General features: G+C 44.0%; 16 protein-coding genes. 7 read left to right on the forward strand and 9 right to left on the reverse strand.

Going from position 1 to position 17,908, the window contains the following annotated elements:
• Nucleotides 1-12 precede the first annotated feature (12 nt).
• From HMPREF0623_RS08745 to HMPREF0623_RS08755, 3 genes are all read left to right on the forward strand, one after another.
• Nucleotides 13-804: a tyrosine-protein phosphatase gene (locus tag HMPREF0623_RS08745; protein ID WP_002830073.1), complete on the forward strand. Its 792-nt coding sequence runs from the start codon at nt 13-15 to the stop codon at nt 802-804.
• 283 nt (nt 805-1,087) lie between these two features.
• Entirely contained in the window at nt 1,088-1,867 is a 780-nt protein-coding gene (locus HMPREF0623_RS08750) for a tyrosine-protein phosphatase (RefSeq protein WP_004166746.1), read from the forward strand.
• A 79-nt stretch (nt 1,868-1,946) separates the two neighbouring features.
• On the forward strand, nt 1,947-2,408 hold the full coding sequence (locus HMPREF0623_RS08755; protein WP_004166747.1) for an ASCH domain-containing protein: 462 nt from the start codon (nt 1,947-1,949) through the stop codon (nt 2,406-2,408).
• Between the two features lie 72 nt (nt 2,409-2,480).
• On the opposite strand, the gene HMPREF0623_RS08760 is transcribed toward HMPREF0623_RS08755, so the two are convergent.
• Nucleotides 2,481-3,383, reverse strand: coding sequence for a YihY/virulence factor BrkB family protein (locus HMPREF0623_RS08760; RefSeq protein ID WP_002830078.1), 903 nt, complete (start codon nt 3,381-3,383; stop codon nt 2,481-2,483).
• A 12-nt stretch (nt 3,384-3,395) separates the two neighbouring features.
• Nucleotides 3,396-4,832 (reverse strand): MFS transporter, encoded by a 1,437-nt coding sequence (locus HMPREF0623_RS08765; RefSeq protein ID WP_004166749.1) that lies wholly within the window; start codon nt 4,830-4,832, stop codon nt 3,396-3,398.
• Nucleotides 4,833-4,988: 156 nt separating this feature from the next.
• On the opposite strand from HMPREF0623_RS08765, the gene HMPREF0623_RS08770 reads away from it, so the two are divergent.
• Entirely contained in the window at nt 4,989-5,447 is a 459-nt protein-coding gene (locus tag HMPREF0623_RS08770) for a Fur family transcriptional regulator (protein WP_002830081.1), read from the forward strand.
• Nucleotides 5,448-5,599: 152 nt separating this feature from the next.
• Here the strand turns inward: HMPREF0623_RS08770 and pta are convergent, their stop codons facing one another.
• From pta to HMPREF0623_RS08785, 3 genes are all read right to left on the reverse strand, one after another.
• Complete coding sequence (pta, locus tag HMPREF0623_RS08775) at nt 5,600-6,571, reverse strand: phosphate acetyltransferase (RefSeq protein WP_002831030.1); 972 nt, start codon at nt 6,569-6,571, stop codon at nt 5,600-5,602.
• Between the two features lie 3 nt (nt 6,572-6,574).
• Entirely contained in the window at nt 6,575-7,774 is a 1,200-nt protein-coding gene (locus tag HMPREF0623_RS08780) for an acetate/propionate family kinase (protein WP_002831028.1), read from the reverse strand.
• Between the two features lie 393 nt (nt 7,775-8,167).
• On the reverse strand, nt 8,168-8,881 hold the full coding sequence (locus HMPREF0623_RS08785; RefSeq protein WP_002830086.1) for a glucosamine-6-phosphate deaminase: 714 nt from the start codon (nt 8,879-8,881) through the stop codon (nt 8,168-8,170).
• A gap of 218 nt (nt 8,882-9,099) precedes the next feature.
• On the opposite strand from HMPREF0623_RS08785, the gene HMPREF0623_RS08790 reads away from it, so the two are divergent.
• Nucleotides 9,100-9,330 (forward strand): hypothetical protein, encoded by a 231-nt coding sequence (locus HMPREF0623_RS08790; RefSeq protein ID WP_002830089.1) that lies wholly within the window; start codon nt 9,100-9,102, stop codon nt 9,328-9,330.
• Nucleotides 9,331-9,835: 505 nt separating this feature from the next.
• Here HMPREF0623_RS08790 and gloA2 read toward each other — a convergent pair.
• The gene (gloA2, locus tag HMPREF0623_RS08795) at nt 9,836-10,216 is read right to left on the reverse strand and encodes an SMU1112c/YaeR family gloxylase I-like metalloprotein (RefSeq protein ID WP_002831027.1); all 381 of its coding nucleotides are present in this window, start codon (nt 10,214-10,216) and stop codon (nt 9,836-9,838) included.
• A 152-nt stretch (nt 10,217-10,368) separates the two neighbouring features.
• Here gloA2 and HMPREF0623_RS08800 point away from each other — a divergent pair, with 152 nt between their 5' ends.
• Complete coding sequence (locus tag HMPREF0623_RS08800) at nt 10,369-11,805, forward strand: MFS transporter (protein WP_004166751.1); 1,437 nt, start codon at nt 10,369-10,371, stop codon at nt 11,803-11,805.
• A 93-nt stretch (nt 11,806-11,898) separates the two neighbouring features.
• Entirely contained in the window at nt 11,899-12,306 is a 408-nt protein-coding gene (locus tag HMPREF0623_RS08805) for an iron-sulfur cluster biosynthesis family protein (RefSeq protein WP_002830093.1), read from the forward strand.
• A gap of 107 nt (nt 12,307-12,413) precedes the next feature.
• Here HMPREF0623_RS08805 and HMPREF0623_RS08810 read toward each other — a convergent pair whose 3' ends face one another.
• The 3 genes from HMPREF0623_RS08810 to carB are packed head-to-tail and all read right to left on the reverse strand — an operon-like array spanning nt 12,414 to nt 17,906.
• A complete protein-coding gene (locus tag HMPREF0623_RS08810) occupies nt 12,414-13,796 on the reverse strand; it encodes a flavocytochrome c (RefSeq protein ID WP_004166753.1) in 1,383 nt (460 codons plus the stop codon).
• A 13-nt stretch (nt 13,797-13,809) separates the two neighbouring features.
• Nucleotides 13,810-14,721: a dihydroorotate dehydrogenase gene (locus HMPREF0623_RS08815; RefSeq protein ID WP_004166754.1), complete on the reverse strand. Its 912-nt coding sequence runs from the start codon at nt 14,719-14,721 to the stop codon at nt 13,810-13,812.
• Between the two features lie 11 nt (nt 14,722-14,732).
• On the reverse strand, nt 14,733-17,906 hold the full coding sequence (gene carB, locus HMPREF0623_RS08820) for a carbamoyl-phosphate synthase large subunit (RefSeq protein WP_004166755.1): 3,174 nt from the start codon (nt 17,904-17,906) through the stop codon (nt 14,733-14,735).
• Between the last annotated feature and the right edge of the window lie 2 nt (nt 17,907-17,908).

Consider the following 17,908-nt stretch of genomic DNA (forward strand, 5'->3'; position numbering starts at 1 on the left):
AGAGGAATTAAGATGGAACGTGCAAGACTCTTACCAATCGCAACTGGATTAAACTTCCGCGAACTTGGCGGCTATAAAACCCTTGATGGCAAAACGATTAAGTGGAATAAAATCGTTCGTTCGGGACGTCTATCCGGTTTATCCCAAACGGACCTAGATTTTTTAGCTAACTACCCCATCAAATACGACGTGGACTTCCGTTCCCCGGAAGAAAAAAGTCAGGCACCTGACCAAGTCCCTGCTGGTGCAAAATACACTTTTGATCCGGTATTCCCGGTCGACGAAACCCAAAGTACTAAGCAAACTAGTGATCTACAACGTAAAATGAATTACGATCCCACCAGCGGACTAGTTGAAATGCGCCGAGTTTATCGTGACGTGATCAACCAATCCCACGCACAAAAGGCGTACCGGAAATTTTTTGATGTTTTACTAGCTAATAGCGACGAAGACTCCGCTTTACTTTTCCATTGTACGGCAGGAAAAGACCGGACCGGTATGGGCGCCATTTTCTTTCTTTCCGCTCTGAATGTTGACGAAGATACGATCCGGGCCGATTATTTACTTACTAATCGAGCAATTAAGCCGCGGATCGACAACCTAGTAATGGACTTGAAGTTACAAAATAAAAATTCGGCCTTCATTCAAAGTGCCAAGGCGCTCCAATCTGTGAACATCTCGTACTATAATTCCGCAATGGAAGCTATTAAGAAACTTTCTGGTTCCACCCAGAATTACCTTAAAGAATACCTTCATTTAACGGATCACGACTTAGCGGACCTTAGAAAAATTTATTTAGAGTAATTAACAAATCTTAATAAACTTTGATATTTTTAAAAGACTAAGTTAACAAAAAATTCACATTTACCATTTATGATATAGAACGTGGATGAGGAGGTAGGAATTACCATTTCTCATCCGAAAATTTATTCTGATTACTCCTCCAAAAAGTACAGAATGTAGTTTTCAATAACCTACTCCCCAAAGGGCGCCCTAAACGGCGTCCTTTTTTTGTTGATCCGGTAAATGTTTTCTGCTAGCTGCGTTATAATAGGCTTAAAACCACAGTTAGGAGTGCCCTCGAATTATGGAGCCTGAACGAATTTTAGACCTTCCCCACGCCGTGAATCTGCGAGAGCTCGGCGGTTACCAAAACATTAATAATCAAACTATCAAATGGCGAAAACTTTTGCGCTCTGGGGAGTTATCCCGCCTCAACGAGCACGATGGCGCTGTTTTAGCAGATTACGGGTTAAAGTATGATATTGACTTACGCTCGCCGTCCGAAGTGACCTGGAGCCCAGACCGCGTTCCTACAGACATCATCGTCCGTTCATACCCGGTTTATCCGATTCATGATGGTGAAACCTCGGATATCCCAGTTAACCAGCATTTGCAATACCAATCCCACGTAGAAGCCATGTACGATCCCTACTTGGTAATGGTACTTAACGAACACGCACGTCTAGCGTTCCGCCAAATGTTTATTGATTTATTAGCTAACGACCAAGAAAACGAGTCCCTTCTATTTCACTGTGCAGCTGGCAAAGACCGCACTGGGGTGGCAGGAATGCTAATTATGGCCGCACTTCAAGTGCCTTATAGTACCATCCGGGAAGATTATTTATTGACTAACTTAGTCTATAGCCGGCGCGATCCTGACGAATTGCGCAAACAAATTGCCAACCGGCATGCTAACCAACTAATCCAAAAGATGAACAGCGTCTTTTCCGTTGCCGCCTCTAGTTTGGACCGGACCCACCAGTTAATTATTGACCGATTTGGCAACTGGGACCACTACTTTAAGGAAGCCTTAGAGTTGAGTGAAACCGACTTACAGGATCTTCGACGGCTTTATCTCGAGTAAACTAATTCAGTTGCGGAAACGTTTCCAAGATGGTAGGATATGGGCAACAACGATAAGATAACGGGAAGGACCTGATACAATGGCAACACCAGTTGAAGCAATTTGGCAAGCATTTACCGAACAAAGCGGCGTTAAGGGGGATCGTTTTAAAACACGATGGTTTGGCCCCCAAGACCAGCCCGCAGAGATCGACCGCCTAAATAATTTGATTCTCAAAGGGCAAAAACGCGCAACCACTAAACCGTTAGCTTATTATTCCGCTGAACAGGAAGCCATTCCTCAAGCCGGAGACTATTTCGTACTGCTAGACGGTCAGATGAAACCCGTCGCGGTAATTAAGACCGTGGTTTCGGAATTGATTCCCTTCTTACGGGTTTCTGCTGAACACGCTTATAACGAAGGCGAAGGAGATCGCAGCCTCGAAGACTGGCGCGAGCGTAGTTTGCACAAATTTGAAAGATTAATGGCTAATTACGATAATCAATTTTCAACCGACGATCCGGTTGTAACCGAATTGTTCGAAGTGGTTTATCGTCGTTAAAGCATAGTTAAAAACAGTGTGGCAAGGGACAACTTTTACTCAAGTTGTTAACCTACTTTTCCACACTGTTTTTTATTTATGAATGTTAATTTTATATTTTCCAACCACTTTACGCAGACTTCCGGCAGTTTCGATGATTTTACCTTCGCGCAATTCTTGCCAAGTAGCATTTAGCACCCCGCCAAACATGATGATCATTGCCGAGAAATTAAGCCAGAACATGATGGCAATAAAGGTACCCAAAGTCTTGTAACTTGTAACAGATCGCGCGAAAATCCTTAAATAAAAGGAAAAGACTTGGGACAACACCATCGTGCCAATCGTTGCAAACACCGTCCCAGGGATTACATACTTGAACCGGATTTTAGCGTTAGGCACTAGGTAATAAAGCAATGATAGCCCCACGAACAGGCCCACAATGGTAACTGGCCACTTTAATTGACCGACCAACGCAAATAAATGGGTTGGTAAATTTAGAATAGGGGTCAAATAACTGACCAACGTTTGCCCAAAACTAAACAAGAAAACCAGCACCGCCATAATCGCAATAATCACCACCGTAAGGAAAAAGGAAACTACCCGGTTAATGATTGGATTTTGGTATTTGGCGACTCCATAAGCGCGGTTAACGGTTCGTTGAAACGCTGCGACCGCTTGACTAGCTGAAAAGACCGTCATTACCAAACTAAATGAAAACAGTTCGCCATTTCCAGAACCTAAAAAATCCTTGACGATTGGCTCGGTAATGTTATAAATGGTCTCAGGCACGGCGGTTTCTATGTACTCTAAAACGGTATTTACCCGGATTTGAAACAGTGGTAATAAAGTTCCTAACAGCATTACTAAAGGGAAAAATGAAAGCAGTAAATAATACGCTAACACGATCGAATTATTTACCACTTCCGCTTCATTGAATCGCTTCAGTAACGCTTTTAAGAAGGTTTCGCTTTTTCTTAAAAACACCTTAAAAGTCATTATTTTCTCCAACTACTTCACAATATGTTTACTTAAGTTATAATTCCGGCCCGCAATCATCGTGACCAGCCAACTCAAGATAGTAATGATAAGAAAGACTAAAAATGCTGCCCGGTATCCCGCTAACGAAGATAACTGCCCCGGGAGGCCTGAAAATGACCAACTTTCGGTCACGTTTTGTAAAACCACGGATAGCACCGTCAAAATCAAACTGGTTGCCATCAGTTTAAACTGTCCGGCAAAAATATCCGCCATGTTAATTAACCTCCGGGACCGCGGCCGTTGGTTAAGTTGCTTACCAACTTGAATCAATAAACCGTGTCCTGCCTCAATCAACATGGTTAAAATCACAAACAATAGCAGATTGAGGTACGTTGAAAAAATTGTCAAACATCCCCAGCCTAACATCATGATGCCCGTGGCCATTCGAATCCGTTTTATTGTAGAAACGTTTTTCAACAATGGAATGGTCCCGTGATGAACTAGCAACCGCACCACGATTCCTGGGATCAACGATACCCCAATGGCCCACGTTGCGTAGTGCAGGCCTTGCCGTAAGTATAGCACTCCAATTACCAATAAACTTGCAAAGGAAGCTGCTCCAATCCCCTGTAAGAGAACTGCTCGCAGATAACGCACGTCTAGTAGCCCTCTAAAATCAATTAACGGGTTCTTAACTTGCCACTCCCGCCGTACGTAAAGCGCTAAACAAATCAACGCGCTAAGCAAAAAGAACCACCGCCACCAGCTTGCCAAAGCTAAACCAGTTTTCGTAAGTAAAACCATCCCGCCAATCAGTAATAAAAAGCCCCCGGAAAGGCCGAAATTAACCCACTCTATGCTATACTTTTGCGCTTCTAAATCAATTTCAATTTCGTTTGCCATGCCATAGACAATTAAGCTGCCTAAGATTACTAACAAATTAGCCCATTGCCAAGCGTGTAAAATTAAAAAGCTCATCCCCGTTAACAGCAAAGCCGTAATTGTCGCCACCCCGGTAATAATATCTTCGAGTTGATTAAAATCACTAAAACGACTATCCTCAGGGAGGAGGGCGCTAACCAAGGTGGCAAACATCGGTAGCATCATTCCGCAACCGACCGCCTGAATAATCCTGCCCACTAACATGAGGGGCAACGTGTAAGCCAGTCCAATGATGACCGTTCCAATAATAAAAACTTTTAATGAATCCCTAAATAACGTGGTCACCGTTCGCTTCTGCAACCATACCGGCCCTAACGGATACATTAATGCTAAGATTGCTAAAGGCAAGATGTTCACTAGTTGCACGGTGGTACCGCCGCTATTAAAATTGCGTAAAATTTCCGCAATTGGCAAAGCAGTACTAAACTCCCCCACTAACATGGTTAGCATCCCTAAAATCAGGACGATAACGTGGTGATAGTCCGCACTGCTCAGCTGACTACGTAAACGCTGCAGTTCTTTCATAAGTGCACCTCTTTAAGCCAACTTAACTTTAATTTTATTAATTTAAAAACCTAAAGTAAAGCTTCCAAGCAAACTTTATTCAATCCTGTTTGAAACTAAGTAAAAAACGTGCTTCAATTAATTTAGTGACTCGATTATGACATAGGAGAAAATACGATGGCCAAAAATACAATCGATGAAGCAATTGAACATTTGAGAAAAAAGCATATTCGCATCACTCCTCAGCGTCGACTTGTTTTGGAATACCTAATCCAAAAAAGAAACCATCCGACTGTGGAAACTATTTTTCACGCATTAAATTCAAAAACCCCTAACTTAAGCTTAGCAACCATCTACAATACCCTGAAGTTGCTTGTTGACCAGGGATTAGTGATTGAATTGACCAGTGGAGAAGATGGTATTCATTATGATTATTATGGACACCCCCATTTCCACGTAATTTGTACCAATTGTGGCAAAATTATTGACGTCGATTATCCCGATTACGCCGCTGATTTGGCTAAGATCGACCGGGTCGCCGCTACTAAGACCGGTTTTGATATTATCGCTAATCACGTCGAAGTCGAGGGGCTGTGTCCCGATTGTAAAAAGCAAGGGACTATGGGTACCAAATAGCTTAACGCTTTCCGCAAATTAAGATTGCATAACCAAAAAAGTGCTTCTCAAGAATTTTTAAACTCATTCTTGAAAAGCACTTTTAATTTATTTTAAGAAAACCAAGCTGTAGGAAAGATTCAATTAGCCTACTCTGGTTTTACATATTTACTTTATGCTTGGGCCAAAGTTACGATAGAGACTTTATAAACGTCTTCTTCACTAGCACCCCGGGAAAGGTCCGAAATTGGTGCGTTCAAGCCTTGGAGTACTGGCCCTAATGCTTCAAAGCCACCTAATCGTTGGGCAATTTTGTATCCAATGTTTCCTGATTGAAGTTCAGGGAAGATAAAGACATTGGCGTGGCCCGCCACATCGGATTCCGGTGCCTTCGTGGCTCCTACTTCCGGAACGAAAGCTGCGTCAAATTGAAGTTCCCCGTCAATTGGGGTTTTCGGATCGCGTTCCTTAGCCAACTTGGTTGCTTCCACAACCTTATCAACCATTTCACCAGCGGCCGAGCCCTTTGTGGAAAAGCTTAGTAAAGCAACCTTAGGGTCAATTCCAATTGAACGTGCGGTTTCCGCACTTTGAATGGCAATTTCTGCCAACGTGTCCGCATCTGGATCGATGTTAATCGCGGAATCCCCAAAGACGTAGCGCTCATCACCACGTTGCATGAGGAAGGCTCCACTGATCCGCCGCATGCCTGGCTTAGTTTTGATAATTTGTAATGCTGGTCGTACCGTATCACTAGTTGCGTGAGCTGCTCCAGAAACCATTGCGTCTGCCTTACCAAGGTAAACCAACATGGTACCAAAGTAATTAACGTCTTCTAACATTTTAATCGCTTGTTCCGGCGTATTTTTACCCTTCCGACGTTCAACTAGTTTATCGACCATTACCTGCTTTTCATCAGCAGGATATTCAGCAGGATCAATAATTTGCAAGTTAGCTAAGTCAAGGTGATCTTTTTGGGCTAGAGCTTGGATGTTTTCCTTTGAGCCTAATACAATTACCTTAGCCAATTCTTCGTTAGCTAAACGAACTGCCGCACCAAGCACCCGTTGGTCTTCACCTTCGGGCAAAACTAGCGTCCGCTTTTGTTCTTTAACTTTATTTTTAAATGTTTCAAATAAATTCACAACTCAATCCTCCATCTTCTTAAAGCGTTCCACTTCACGTGCAATCGCTAATTCTTCATTGGTCGGGATTACCATAATTTTAATTGCTGAATCTGCTTGGTTGATAAACCGTTCACCGCGTTGTTGATTAAGCTCATCATCTAGTTTGGCGTTAAAAATCCCTAACCGGTTCACGACTTTTTGCCGAATTGGCACACTATTTTCACCAATTCCGGCAGTAAAGACGATCCCATCCAGGCCGCCCATTTCCGTTGCGTATGACCCAATGTACTTAACAATGTCGTTAACCAAAATGTCAACCGCCACTTCAGCACGGTGATTACCATCATCCGCAGCATCTAAAATATCGCGTAAATCAGGCGATAATTGTGACAAACCTAATAATCCTGACTTCTCATTGAGGATTTCTAGCATCTTTCGTGGATCTTTAATGTTAAGTTTTTCCATTAAATAAACTACCAAAGAAACGTCGATGTCTCCTGAACGGGTGGCCATCGTAATCCCAGCTAACGGAGTGAAGCCCATCGATGTATCAAAAGACTTTCCATCCTTAATCGCCGTAATTGAGCTTCCCGCACCTAAGTGCAACGTGATTAATTTCAAGTCTTCCAATGGCTTTTGCATTAATTTGGCCGCTTGTCCCGCAACGTACCGGTGGCTCGTTCCATGTGCGCCATATTTACGAGCACCGTATTTTTCATAGTATTCGTAAGGAATACTGTATAGATAATTTTTCTCGGGTAACGTACCGTGGAAAGACGTGTCAAAAACTGCCACACTGGTAATGTCTGGCAAAATTTTCTTGAATGCGCGAATTCCCGTAGCATTAGCTGGATTATGCAATGGCGCATATTCCTTTAGGTCCTCGATATCTTTTAAAACTTGATCATTAATTAACGCGGAATCTTGGAAAATTTCTCCTCCCGCAACCACTCGATGACCCACTCCGGTAATTTCGTGGTAATCCTTAATGATGTCTAGTTTTAGAAGTTGTTGTAACAATAAGTCAACGGCTTCTTCATGATTCTTAATTGGTTGTTCAATTTTAGTTTTATGTCCATCGGCCGTCTTGATTGTAAAATTAGAACCCGGAATCCCGATTCGATCTACCGCTCCAGATGAAATCACCTTTTCTTCAGGCATTTCGAAAAGCTTAAACTTCAATGTTGAACTACCAGCATTGATTGCAATTATTTTTTCCACTTTGTGATTGCTCCCTTACAATAAGACTTATTTTATCAGAATTAATCCGTATTTTCCCATTAAAGTTATTGTTTAGATAACTAATAACTATTAAATAGGTGTGCTACCCCACTTTACGGTAAATTCTTTATATTAAAAATAACAAAATTAGTGACGTTTGGGGACTATTTATCCCAATACCTATAAAAACATCTTATTCCAAACGGGAAACGTTTTCAATCCTTTGAGGATTTTTTGTTCGAAAACTGCGGGAAATAAAAAGGAGATTAAGAAAAAAACTTCTTAATCTCCTGATTAGAATTAACATTTTACATTTCTTCGGCTAACTTGTCTAAAAAAATACCCTTTTTAGTTTTTGACTTCACAAAGTTTTCTACAGCTTCTGTTCGTTTTTTAGTACTTACCACTCAATTTGCTTGCAGCTGCTTCATCAACGATTACGGTAACATTATCATGGTTTTGCAATAAGCTTGCTGGTAAATCAGTGGTTACTGGTCCTTCAATCATTCCCTTAATTGCATCAGCCTTGTCTTCACCGTATGCTTCCATCAAAATGTGCTTGCTTTGCATAATTGAAGCCAATCCCATTGAAATCGCAAAACGCGGAACGTCTTCTTCATGTTCAAAGAAACGAGCGTTAGCATCGATAGTCGATTGAGTTAATGCTACCTTATGAGTAGTACTATCTGCAGGAGTTCCTGGTTCGTTAAAACCAATGTGTCCGTTGCGCCCAATTCCTAAGATTTGTAAATCAATTGGGTTTTCCGCAATAATCTCATCATAATGTTTTGCTTCTGCTTCAATATCTTTTGCGCGACCATTTGGTAAATATGAGTGCTTGAATGGCTTTGCATCAAATAAGTTCTTGTGCATGAAGTAGTTGTAGCTTTGGTCGCTATCGGCAGGAAGTCCCACGTATTCGTCCAAGTTAATTGAAATTGAGTCTGAAAAATCTAAATCACTTTTAATAATTTCTTGATAAGTGGTAATTGGAGTACTTCCGGTAGCTAAACCGAACGTTTTTGCCCCGTTCTTCTTTGCGTCAGCAAAAACTTTGTAACCTTCTTTTCCGCCTTCAACATCATTTTTTACGATAATTACCTTCATAGTCAGCGCTCCTTTTTTGTTTTTGGTATAGTCCAATTATAAAATGGTCTAAACCAAAATGCAATAGATAAGCCAATAAAACACAAAAAAATACCAAATTTAGTTTTAATTGTCCAACTTTAAGCTACGCAACCCCGTCCAATTTGGGATCATGGCGTAATTGTTGAAAACGCGTACATTTTCAATTATAGTTAAGGTAATCGTAGGAGGTGGATACCATGAGTGAAACAATTTTCTTTAACCCCGGTGATTCAATCGGTAATTTTCACGACTATAACGAAGCGGTGCGTAAGGGACACCTCTATAAGCAAAAACAGCGGCTAGATGATGAACTAGTAGTCGTTAATAATAAGGATAAAAATGAGGAATACGCCATTTTTTACGTAAGGGATCGCCAACCTAATCAAGATAAAAATAATGCGTCGTATGATGTGCGGAAAAAAATTTAGAGTGTGGAAGTCCTCGGGCAGAGTTTGAGGATTAATTAGATTTTAGCCTTAATTGCGGGGTTAGCGATTAAGGCTAAAATTTTATTAACCGCAGAACTTTGAGAGCTGGAACACGTTTTGACTTTATCGCAGTAAAACTCTAGAACGGCAGAATATCGGTCTTAATTGCTTTAGCGATTAAGGCCGATATTTGGTTAGCCGGAAGAAACTAGGGCTGGGTGCACGTTTTGACTTTATTGCGTAATTCTCCACATCCTTAATCACCAAGCAAAAAAACGAGGCTGGGAAAAAATACTTTTCAAGGATGAAAAGGTCCTAAAAAGTTATTTTGGGGTTTTGACTTCAATAAAGCCAAAACGTGTGCCAAAAGTCAGTTGGTTCCGCTTAACCCAAAATTGACCATCATGCCCAATTCAAGCATCATGGTCAATTTTCAGTTAATGCTCGCAAACTACCCGACTTTTGTCCCACGCTCATTTTTATTCCACCAACACTGTGGAAAAGTTTATTCGTGTAACTCAATTGGCAAATCGTCCGGATCAAAGAAAAAGGTCATTTTACGCTGATTGAGCTCATCTTCTCGGATAGGTTCCACTCGAATCCCCTTTGCCTTTAACTCGGCAACGTCGGCAGCAATATCCTCCGTTTTAAAGCATAGGTGGCGTAATCCTGCTGCTTCAGGATACGTCAGGCGTTTAGGCGCCGTTGGTTTAATGAATAACTCTACCATTAAATCCCCAAAACGCAGATCTAACTTAACGTCTTGCTTATCGCTTCGTTTGGTTTCTTGCACTACTTGCATTCCCAACTGCTCCACGTAAAAATTCCGCGCAGCTTCGTAATCAGTACAAATAATCGCAATATGGTCAATTTTTTTTGGTGACATTAATTTACCTGCTTTCCATGTTTTTCCTATATTTTATCGGGAAAATCGTTTTTTTAACAGCCTAGATAGTTTATAGCTCGAAAAGATTGACATTTCCCATGATAACGGGAAAATATGTAGTTGTACAAATTATTTACAGGAGGAAGAATTGAATGAAGCAGTCACAAGCGCCTTCAAAAACAAATAAAACGCTGATCTTAATTGCGTTGGGTATTTTTACCTTTATGTCCACCCTTGATGGCTCGATTGTCAACATTGCCATGCCAATCATGTCAAAGGAGATGAACATCAGTTTAAGTCGCATTGAATGGGTTGTTTCCATTTACTTAATCGTCATCAGCGCCCTCTTAATGTTTTTTGGTCGTTTGGGAGACGTAATTGGTAAATCAAAGGTATTTCGGATTGGGACGGCCATATTTATCTTAGGGTCCCTCCTTGCCGGAATCAATCTAGGTCTGGCATTTTTGCTATTTGCGCGTGCCGTTCAGGCTATCGGAGCCGCGATGACCATGTCTAACAGCTTTGGGATTACCACGAGTACCTTTCCCATTGAACAACGTGGACGTGCAATGGGGGTAATTGGAACCTTCGTTGCTTTGGGCGCCGTTGCCGGACCCGCTATTGGGGGACTTATCTTAAATTATTTGACTTGGAACTACATTTTCTGGATTAACGTTCCCATTGGAATTATAGCCGTTTTAATTGGCATAAAGAGTTTGCCTCACGACCAGCCCCTCGCAGCCAACGCCCCAATTGACTGGACCGGAGCAATTGAATTTGCAATATGCATTATCACCTTTTTCTTCGCAATTCTTCGCGGACAAGAACGAGGTTATCTAAACCCGTTAATTCTTGGAGCTTTATTAATTGCCATAATTTCATTTATTTTGTTTATTCATACCGAAAATCATCGGCGTCATCCGCTGTTGGACTTATCGATTTTTCAATATGCTGACTTCACGTTAGGGCTCATTGCTGCTCTCCTCGTGTTTATCAATGGTTTCTTCTACAACGTCTTAATGCCCTATTACCTAGTTAACGCCCGCGGTTTGTCTTCAGGACTGGCCGGGACCCTCTTGTCGATCATTCCGTTGACCATGGTAATTTTCGGACCGGTAGGAGGCTTTTTATCTGACAAATTTGGTGGCGCTAAAATCACCGTAATCGGCGTAACGCTGCTGTTGATTTCTCAATTTTTAATTATGGGATTCAACTTGCAAACGCCGTACTGGTTCTTCATTTTTGCATCCATCGTTACTGGAATGGGGACCGGATTATTTCAATCGCCTAACAACGCTTCCGTAATGTCGGCGGTGCCGCATAACCGCTTGGGAATTGCTGGTAGCGTCAACGCCCTAGCGCGGAACCTTGGAATGATTTTAGGGGTAACGATATCCACATCCGCATTGTTCTTGTTAATGAGTGCCAAGGCCCACACTAGTTTAACTACCTATCCACACGGAAATGATCAACTATTCATTTTCGGAATGCATTTTTCATTCGCGATTTCTGCGGGATTACTCGCAATTGCCGACATTATTGTAATTCGGCGATGGTTGATTACCCGGCGAAAAACTTTAGAAGCATAATCACAAGCATAATTTTTAACTTCCGCTCCTTCTTGCGCTAGGATTAGCTCGTAGGTAAGAGACATGCAGTCAATTTTATTGGGAGGCCACACTATGGAAATCAACATTACTCAATCAGCACAAGAATATTTAAGTACTAAAAACATTGGTCAACGTCACGTCTTCTTGGCGTTAGACGACGGCTCAAGTAAATTCTCTAAGTTAGGCGGTTCGTGTTCAATTGGCAACAAGTTCCAACTAGTGGTTGCGGACAACGAAGACGCTGACTATGCTGAACCAGTTGAAAACAATGCCGGGTTGCAACTTACTACCGGACATGACGAGCCCACTTATTTAGGCGAAGGCCTTACCCTTGATTACAAGATGGGGCTGCTTTCACTTCGCGACAATAGTGGGATTATTGACAACGCCGTTACGGTAACGAACTTTGTTCCCCAAGACGACGGAGACGGTAAGCAACTTAAGAAAGATATGCAAGAACTAGGCAACCGAATTTGCTAATTAAACATAGTTAAGAAGAAGCAAACAGGACAAAAGTCAGATAGTTTGCAAGTACTAACCAAAAATCGACTGTTATACCAAATTTAGGTATGACAGTCGATTTTTAATTAAACCTGGTGATTTTCAATCTGACGAGCGGCCGCTAGTCCAAAGACTACTGTTTCCGCAATCGAGTTACCCCCGAGCCGGTTATTGCCATGTAAGCCGCCCACGGTTTCTCCAGCCGCATATAATCCCGCAATCGGTTGTTGTTGGTCATCTAAAACTTGGGTTTCTACGTTAACTTTTACGCCGCCCATTGTATAGTGCACAGCTGGAGCTACCGGAATTGCCGCAAAAGGCCCGGTTGCAAAGTCATCTACTAAGCCGGTGGTGCGGCCAAATTCTGCATCATGCTGTTGGTGAACCACCGTTTGCCAAGTTGCCATCGTAGTATCCAATGCAGCTTGGGGAATTTCCAATTGGTCGGCTAATTCTGCAAGGGTTGCGCCATGGGTGACCAGGCCAATTTGGTCGTAAAATTGGACGGCAACCACCCGGTTAATCAACGCTTGGTTAAAAATTAAAAAAGCGTTGGCCGGAGTTTGTGCGTTAATCGCCGCCGTAACTTCTTTGCGGGTGGCCAGTTCGTTAACGAACCTGCTTCCTTGATGATTAACGAGAATCGCGCCCTCGCCACGAACTGTTTCGCCAATTAAAAAGGTTCTTGCTGAATCTTGATAGACGGTGGGATGCACTTGAACTTCCGCCATATCGATTAATTGGGCCCCTAATTGTTGTGCTAAACGTAGACCATCACCGGTCGCTCCTGGTTGGTTCGTAGTGCGGTAATGCAGCAAATCAGGTCGGTAATAAGCAATTAAATCTTGGCTAGCCGAAAAGCCTCCGGTTGCCAAAATTACCGTCGCACTCCGTAACGTTTGTCGGTCACCAGCTTGGTTTTCAGCAATTAACTGAAAATCTCCAGATTCCATTCGCATAATATTCATTACCTTAGTTTGACAAAGGATCGGAACTTGTTTTTGGGTCAAATCATCTACTAAGTGATGAATCAAGTATCCCCCAATTGCCGGAGCGCTACTTGGTCGGTGGGCTCGTTTAACTGACATCCCACCAGTTAAGGTCAAATCGTCTAAAACAATCCCATGTTCTTTCAACCAGTCCACTGCTTCAGCTGCGTGACTAGTAAAGTAGCGTAACATGTCCACGTCATTTTTCCGCCCGCCGCCCCGGTAGGTATCTTCAAAAAAGGATTCGTAAGTATCCTTAATCCCCGCGTGCTCTTGAACAACCGTCTTAGCAGCGTTCATCCCTGAAGAAGCCCGAATAGAATTCCCTCCAGGCTTAGCCATTTTTTCTAAAACAATTACCCGTTTTCCCGCTTCGGCCAACGCGAGCGCACTTACTAAACCAGCGCTGCCAGCACCTACAATCACGGTATCAAATTGCTTTTCAGCGGCTATCGATTGAATTGATTGGGATTGTGTCATTACTCCGCCTCCGTTAATTTTTCACCTTAAAATCTGCAATCCGTTCAAACCCGTATCGATCCATTGCGGTAGGCAATTCCGTGATGACGTCGTGACACGCCCGCGGATTGCCGTAGCTTGCGGATCCAATTTGAATTGCTTGGGCTCCTGCTACCATCAATTCTAACGCATCTGCGGGAGTAAAAACGCCCCCCACGCCAATAATTGGTAAATCGGTTACTTGCCGTGCTTGGTGAACCATTCGCACGGCTAGGGGATGAATCGCCTTTCCAGAAAGCCCCCCAGTACCGTTTGATAAGTGCGGTTTGCGAGTGTGTAGATCAATCTCCATTCCCATCAACGTATTAATCATGACCAGTCCATCCGCTCCGCCCGCTTCGGCAGCAAGCACGAGGGGTTCGATGGCGGTCACCGCAGGAGTTAGTTTAACTAACACCGGACAGTCCACCTGGGCCTTAATTGCTTGGGTTAGTTCTCGCACCATTTGCGGTTCCGTTCCAAAGGCGATTCCGCCTTCCTTTACGTTCGGGCAGGAGACGTTTACTTCAATTAATTTAACGTTCGGTGCGCTAGCCATACGGTGTGCGACCGTCACGTACTCTTCAAAAGTACTTCCCGCGACGCTCCCCACAATCGGTAGTGTTGCAAAATTATTGGCTAACCAGGGAAGTTCTTCACTTAATACGTGGTCGATCCCCGGATTCTTTAACCCAACCGCGTTCAGCCAGCCCGCGCTGGTTTCCGCCGTTGTGGGCCATGGATTGCCCGCTCGGGGAGTTTGGGTGGTCGATTTAATCACTAAGGCCCCCAATTCGTTTAAATCCATTTTCTCCGCCAGGGACTGACCATACGCGGCAGTACCACTCGCATTCATAACCGGATTTTTTAACGTTACTCCCGCAATTTCCGTTTCTAAGCGTTGCATAATCTTCCTCCTTATAGGTGAACCGTAGTAAAGGCTTGGGCTTCTAACACTTGTAAAATGGCATCCACCGTATCCAAGGCGGTAAACAATGGCACTCCGTAGGTTAGCGCGGTTTGTCGGATTTTAATTCCGTCGTTGGCGCTATCCGGATCGTCAGCAATGGTGTTAATCACCGTTCTAATTTCATGTTGTTTGATTTCATTTAAAATTTGGGTCGATTCCGTCAGTTTTTCCACCGTTTCCACAGGTAAACCGTTTTGTTTCAAGACTGCCGCGGTCCCTTCAGTAGCCACTAGTTGATAACCTAGATCCCAGAAGCGTTTAGCTAAACCAACCACTTCTTCCTTATCCGTGTTGCGGACCGTTAACAAAACTTTGCCGTGGTCTGGTAAATGAAGTTTTGCACCCTCCAACGCTTTATACAGTGCCTTAGCTAAAGTACGGTCACTTCCCATCACTTCGCCAGTGGATTTCATTTCTGGTCCTAACAAACTATCCACATCGTTTAGTTTGGTGAAGGAGAAGACCGGCGCCTTCACGTGAATTAACTTACCCGGTCGGTGAAGCCCCGGAGTTAGCCCTTGTTCCCGAATACTTTGGCCAAGGATGGCCTTCGTTGCGATCCGGGCCAGTGGTAAATCCGTGACCTTGCTAATCAATGGAATCGTCCGACTAGCGCGTGGGTTAACTTCAATCACGTAAACCTGTTCGTCGTGGACGATAAATTGAACGTTCATTAGCCCAACGCACCGTAGACAACGGGCCAATTTAGTCGCGATTTCCACAATTTGGTTCTGCACGGTTGTTGAAAGGGTTTGAGCCGGATAAACCGCCATTGAATCTCCCGAATGCACACCCGAACGTTCAATATGTTCCATAATGCCCGGGATTACCACGTCATGTCCGTCGCTGACCACGTCAACTTCACATTCCGTCCCCACTAGGTACTGGTCGATCAAAACTGGATGCTGGTGGGAAACCTGGACCGCAGTGTGCATGTAGTTTTCCAATTCAGCCTGGTTGTGGACAATTTCCATCGCCCGGCCCCCTAAAACGTAACTTGGACGAACGACCACCGGATAGCCGATTTGATTAGCCGCCGTAATCGCCGCTGGAACCGTGGTAGCGGTTCGTCCTTCGGGTTGCCGGAACTGGTTTTCCGTGATTAACTGATTAAACTCGTCCCGATCTTCGGCACGGTTCACGTCTTCCACCGCGGTGCCTAAAACGGGAACTCCGTGGTCCGCTAAGGCTTCGGCTAAATTAATCGCGGTTTGGCCGCCAAATTGAACGATTACGCCCTTAGGTTGCTCTAACTCGATTACGTTAAGCACCTCTTCGACAGTTAACGGCTCAAAATATAGTTTGTCAGACATTGAAAAGTCGGTCGAAACGGTTTCCGGGTTGTTATTTACCACGATGGCTTCGTAACCCATTTGACGAATTGCTTGAATCGAGTGGACCGTGGCGTAGTCAAATTCAACCCCCTGCCCAATCCGAATCGGACCCGACCCCAACACTAGGATGGAGGGCTTTTCTGAAACCTGACTTTCGTTTTCAAATTCGTAGGTGCTGTAATAATACGGCGTACTGGAAGCAAACTCCCCTGCGCAAGTATCAATCATCTTGTATACTGGTTGAATTCCAGTTTGGTGCCGATATTCACGCACCCGATCCGCAGTGGTTTGCCAAAGCCGGGCAATCGTAGTATCCGCAAAACCGTAATGTTTAGCATCGGTTAGCCATTCGGTTGCAAAGGGATGGTCCTGCAGCGCCGTTTCAATTTCATAAATATGTAGTAATTTATCCAAAAAATAAACGCTAATCTTAGTTAATTGCGCTAATTTAGTCAACGATTCGCCACGACGCAACGCTTCGTAAAGGTAGAATAGTCGGTCGTCTCGAGCTACTTTGATTCCAGCAAGTAACTCTGTGTCACTTAAGTTAGCTAAGCGTTCATCATGGAGCTCCGCCACGTCAATGTCGAGGGAGCGCACCGCCTTTTGGGTGGCTTCCTCAACGGTGCGACCAACCGCCATTACTTCTCCAGTTGCCTTCATTTGGGTACCCAAACGGCGATCGGCGTTGGCAAATTTATCGAACGGCCACCGGGGAATTTTGCAAACCACGTAATCTAGCGCTGGTTCAAATTCCGCGTAAGTCGAGCCGGTTACCGGATTCAAAATTTCGTCGAGTTGTAATCCAACGGCGATTTTCGCCGCCACCTTGGCAATTGGATAGCCGGTTGCCTTAGAAGCTAGCGCGCTTGATCGACTTACCCGCGGATTGACTTCAATCACGTAATACCGATTCTGGACTGGGTCAAGGGCAAACTGAACGTTGCAACCTCCTTCAATTTTTAGCGCCCGAATAATCAGCAGCGCCGCGTCCCGCAACTCCTGAACTTCCCGGTCGCTTAAGGTTTGAACCGGTGCGTAAACAATTGAATCTCCGGTATGAATCCCTACCGGATCAAAGTTTTCCATGTTGCAGACCACAATCGCGTTATCGGCGTGGTCCCGCATTACTTCAAACTCAATTTCCTTCATTCCGGCAATGCTTTGTTCGATCAACACTTGGGTCACTGGCGAAAGGGTGAGTCCGTTGGCGGCAATTTTCCGAAGTTCCGTTTCGTCATTAACGATTCCGCCGCCGGTACCGCCCATTGTAAACGCAGGCCGGACAATTACGGGGAAGCCACTTTGTTTAGCGAAGTCGACCGCTTCGGCAACCGTGGTCGCAATTGCGGAATCAGGAACTGGTTCACCAAGTTCCTTCATTAACGACCGGAACCGTTCCCGGTCTTCTGCTTGGTCGATTGCATCCAATTTAGTTCCTAATAGTTCAATATTTAGTTCCTTTAAAATTCCTGATTCGGCTAATTCCATCGCCATGTTAAGCCCTTGCTGACCTCCAAGAGTTGGCAAAATGGCATCCGGACGCTCTTTGCGAATGATTTGGGATACGAATTGCCGGGTGAGTGGTTCAATATAGACCTTATCCGCCACGTCCGTATCAGTCATGATGGTCGCTGGATTTGAGTTGACCAACACCGTTTGGTAGCCGAGTTCTTTTAACGACAGGCACGCTTGGGTACCGGAGTAGTCAAATTCGGCCGCCTGACCAATAATGATCGGTCCTGATCCAATCACCAAAATTTTATTTAAATCCGTTCGCTTAGGCATGA

This window comes from Pediococcus acidilactici DSM 20284, from assembly GCF_000146325.1.
GTDB classification, from domain to species: domain Bacteria; phylum Bacillota; class Bacilli; order Lactobacillales; family Lactobacillaceae; genus Pediococcus; species Pediococcus acidilactici.

Bases quoted from the DNA above. Each gene is read 5' to 3' on its own strand.
- HMPREF0623_RS08745 (WP_002830073.1), top strand. From the start codon at position 13: ATGGAACGTGCAAGACTCTTACCAATCGCAACTGGATTAAACTTCCGC.
- HMPREF0623_RS08750 (WP_004166746.1), top strand. From the start codon at position 1,088: ATGGAGCCTGAACGAATTTTAGACCTTCCCCACGCCGTGAATCTGCGA.
- HMPREF0623_RS08755 (WP_004166747.1), top strand. From the start codon at position 1,947: ATGGCAACACCAGTTGAAGCAATTTGGCAAGCATTTACCGAACAAAGC.
- HMPREF0623_RS08760 (WP_002830078.1), bottom strand. From the start codon at position 3,383: ATGACTTTTAAGGTGTTTTTAAGAAAAAGCGAAACCTTCTTAAAAGCG.
- HMPREF0623_RS08765 (WP_004166749.1), bottom strand. From the start codon at position 4,832: ATGAAAGAACTGCAGCGTTTACGTAGTCAGCTGAGCAGTGCGGACTAT.
- HMPREF0623_RS08770 (WP_002830081.1), top strand. From the start codon at position 4,989: ATGGCCAAAAATACAATCGATGAAGCAATTGAACATTTGAGAAAAAAG.
- HMPREF0623_RS08785 (WP_002830086.1), bottom strand. From the start codon at position 8,881: ATGAAGGTAATTATCGTAAAAAATGATGTTGAAGGCGGAAAAGAAGGT.
- HMPREF0623_RS08790 (WP_002830089.1), top strand. From the start codon at position 9,100: ATGAGTGAAACAATTTTCTTTAACCCCGGTGATTCAATCGGTAATTTT.
- gloA2 (WP_002831027.1), bottom strand. From the start codon at position 10,216: ATGTCACCAAAAAAAATTGACCATATTGCGATTATTTGTACTGATTAC.
- HMPREF0623_RS08800 (WP_004166751.1), top strand. From the start codon at position 10,369: ATGAAGCAGTCACAAGCGCCTTCAAAAACAAATAAAACGCTGATCTTA.
- HMPREF0623_RS08805 (WP_002830093.1), top strand. From the start codon at position 11,899: ATGGAAATCAACATTACTCAATCAGCACAAGAATATTTAAGTACTAAA.
- HMPREF0623_RS08810 (WP_004166753.1), bottom strand. From the start codon at position 13,796: ATGACACAATCCCAATCAATTCAATCGATAGCCGCTGAAAAGCAATTT.
- HMPREF0623_RS08815 (WP_004166754.1), bottom strand. From the start codon at position 14,721: ATGCAACGCTTAGAAACGGAAATTGCGGGAGTAACGTTAAAAAATCCG.
- carB (WP_004166755.1), bottom strand. From the start codon at position 17,906: ATGCCTAAGCGAACGGATTTAAATAAAATTTTGGTGATTGGATCAGGA.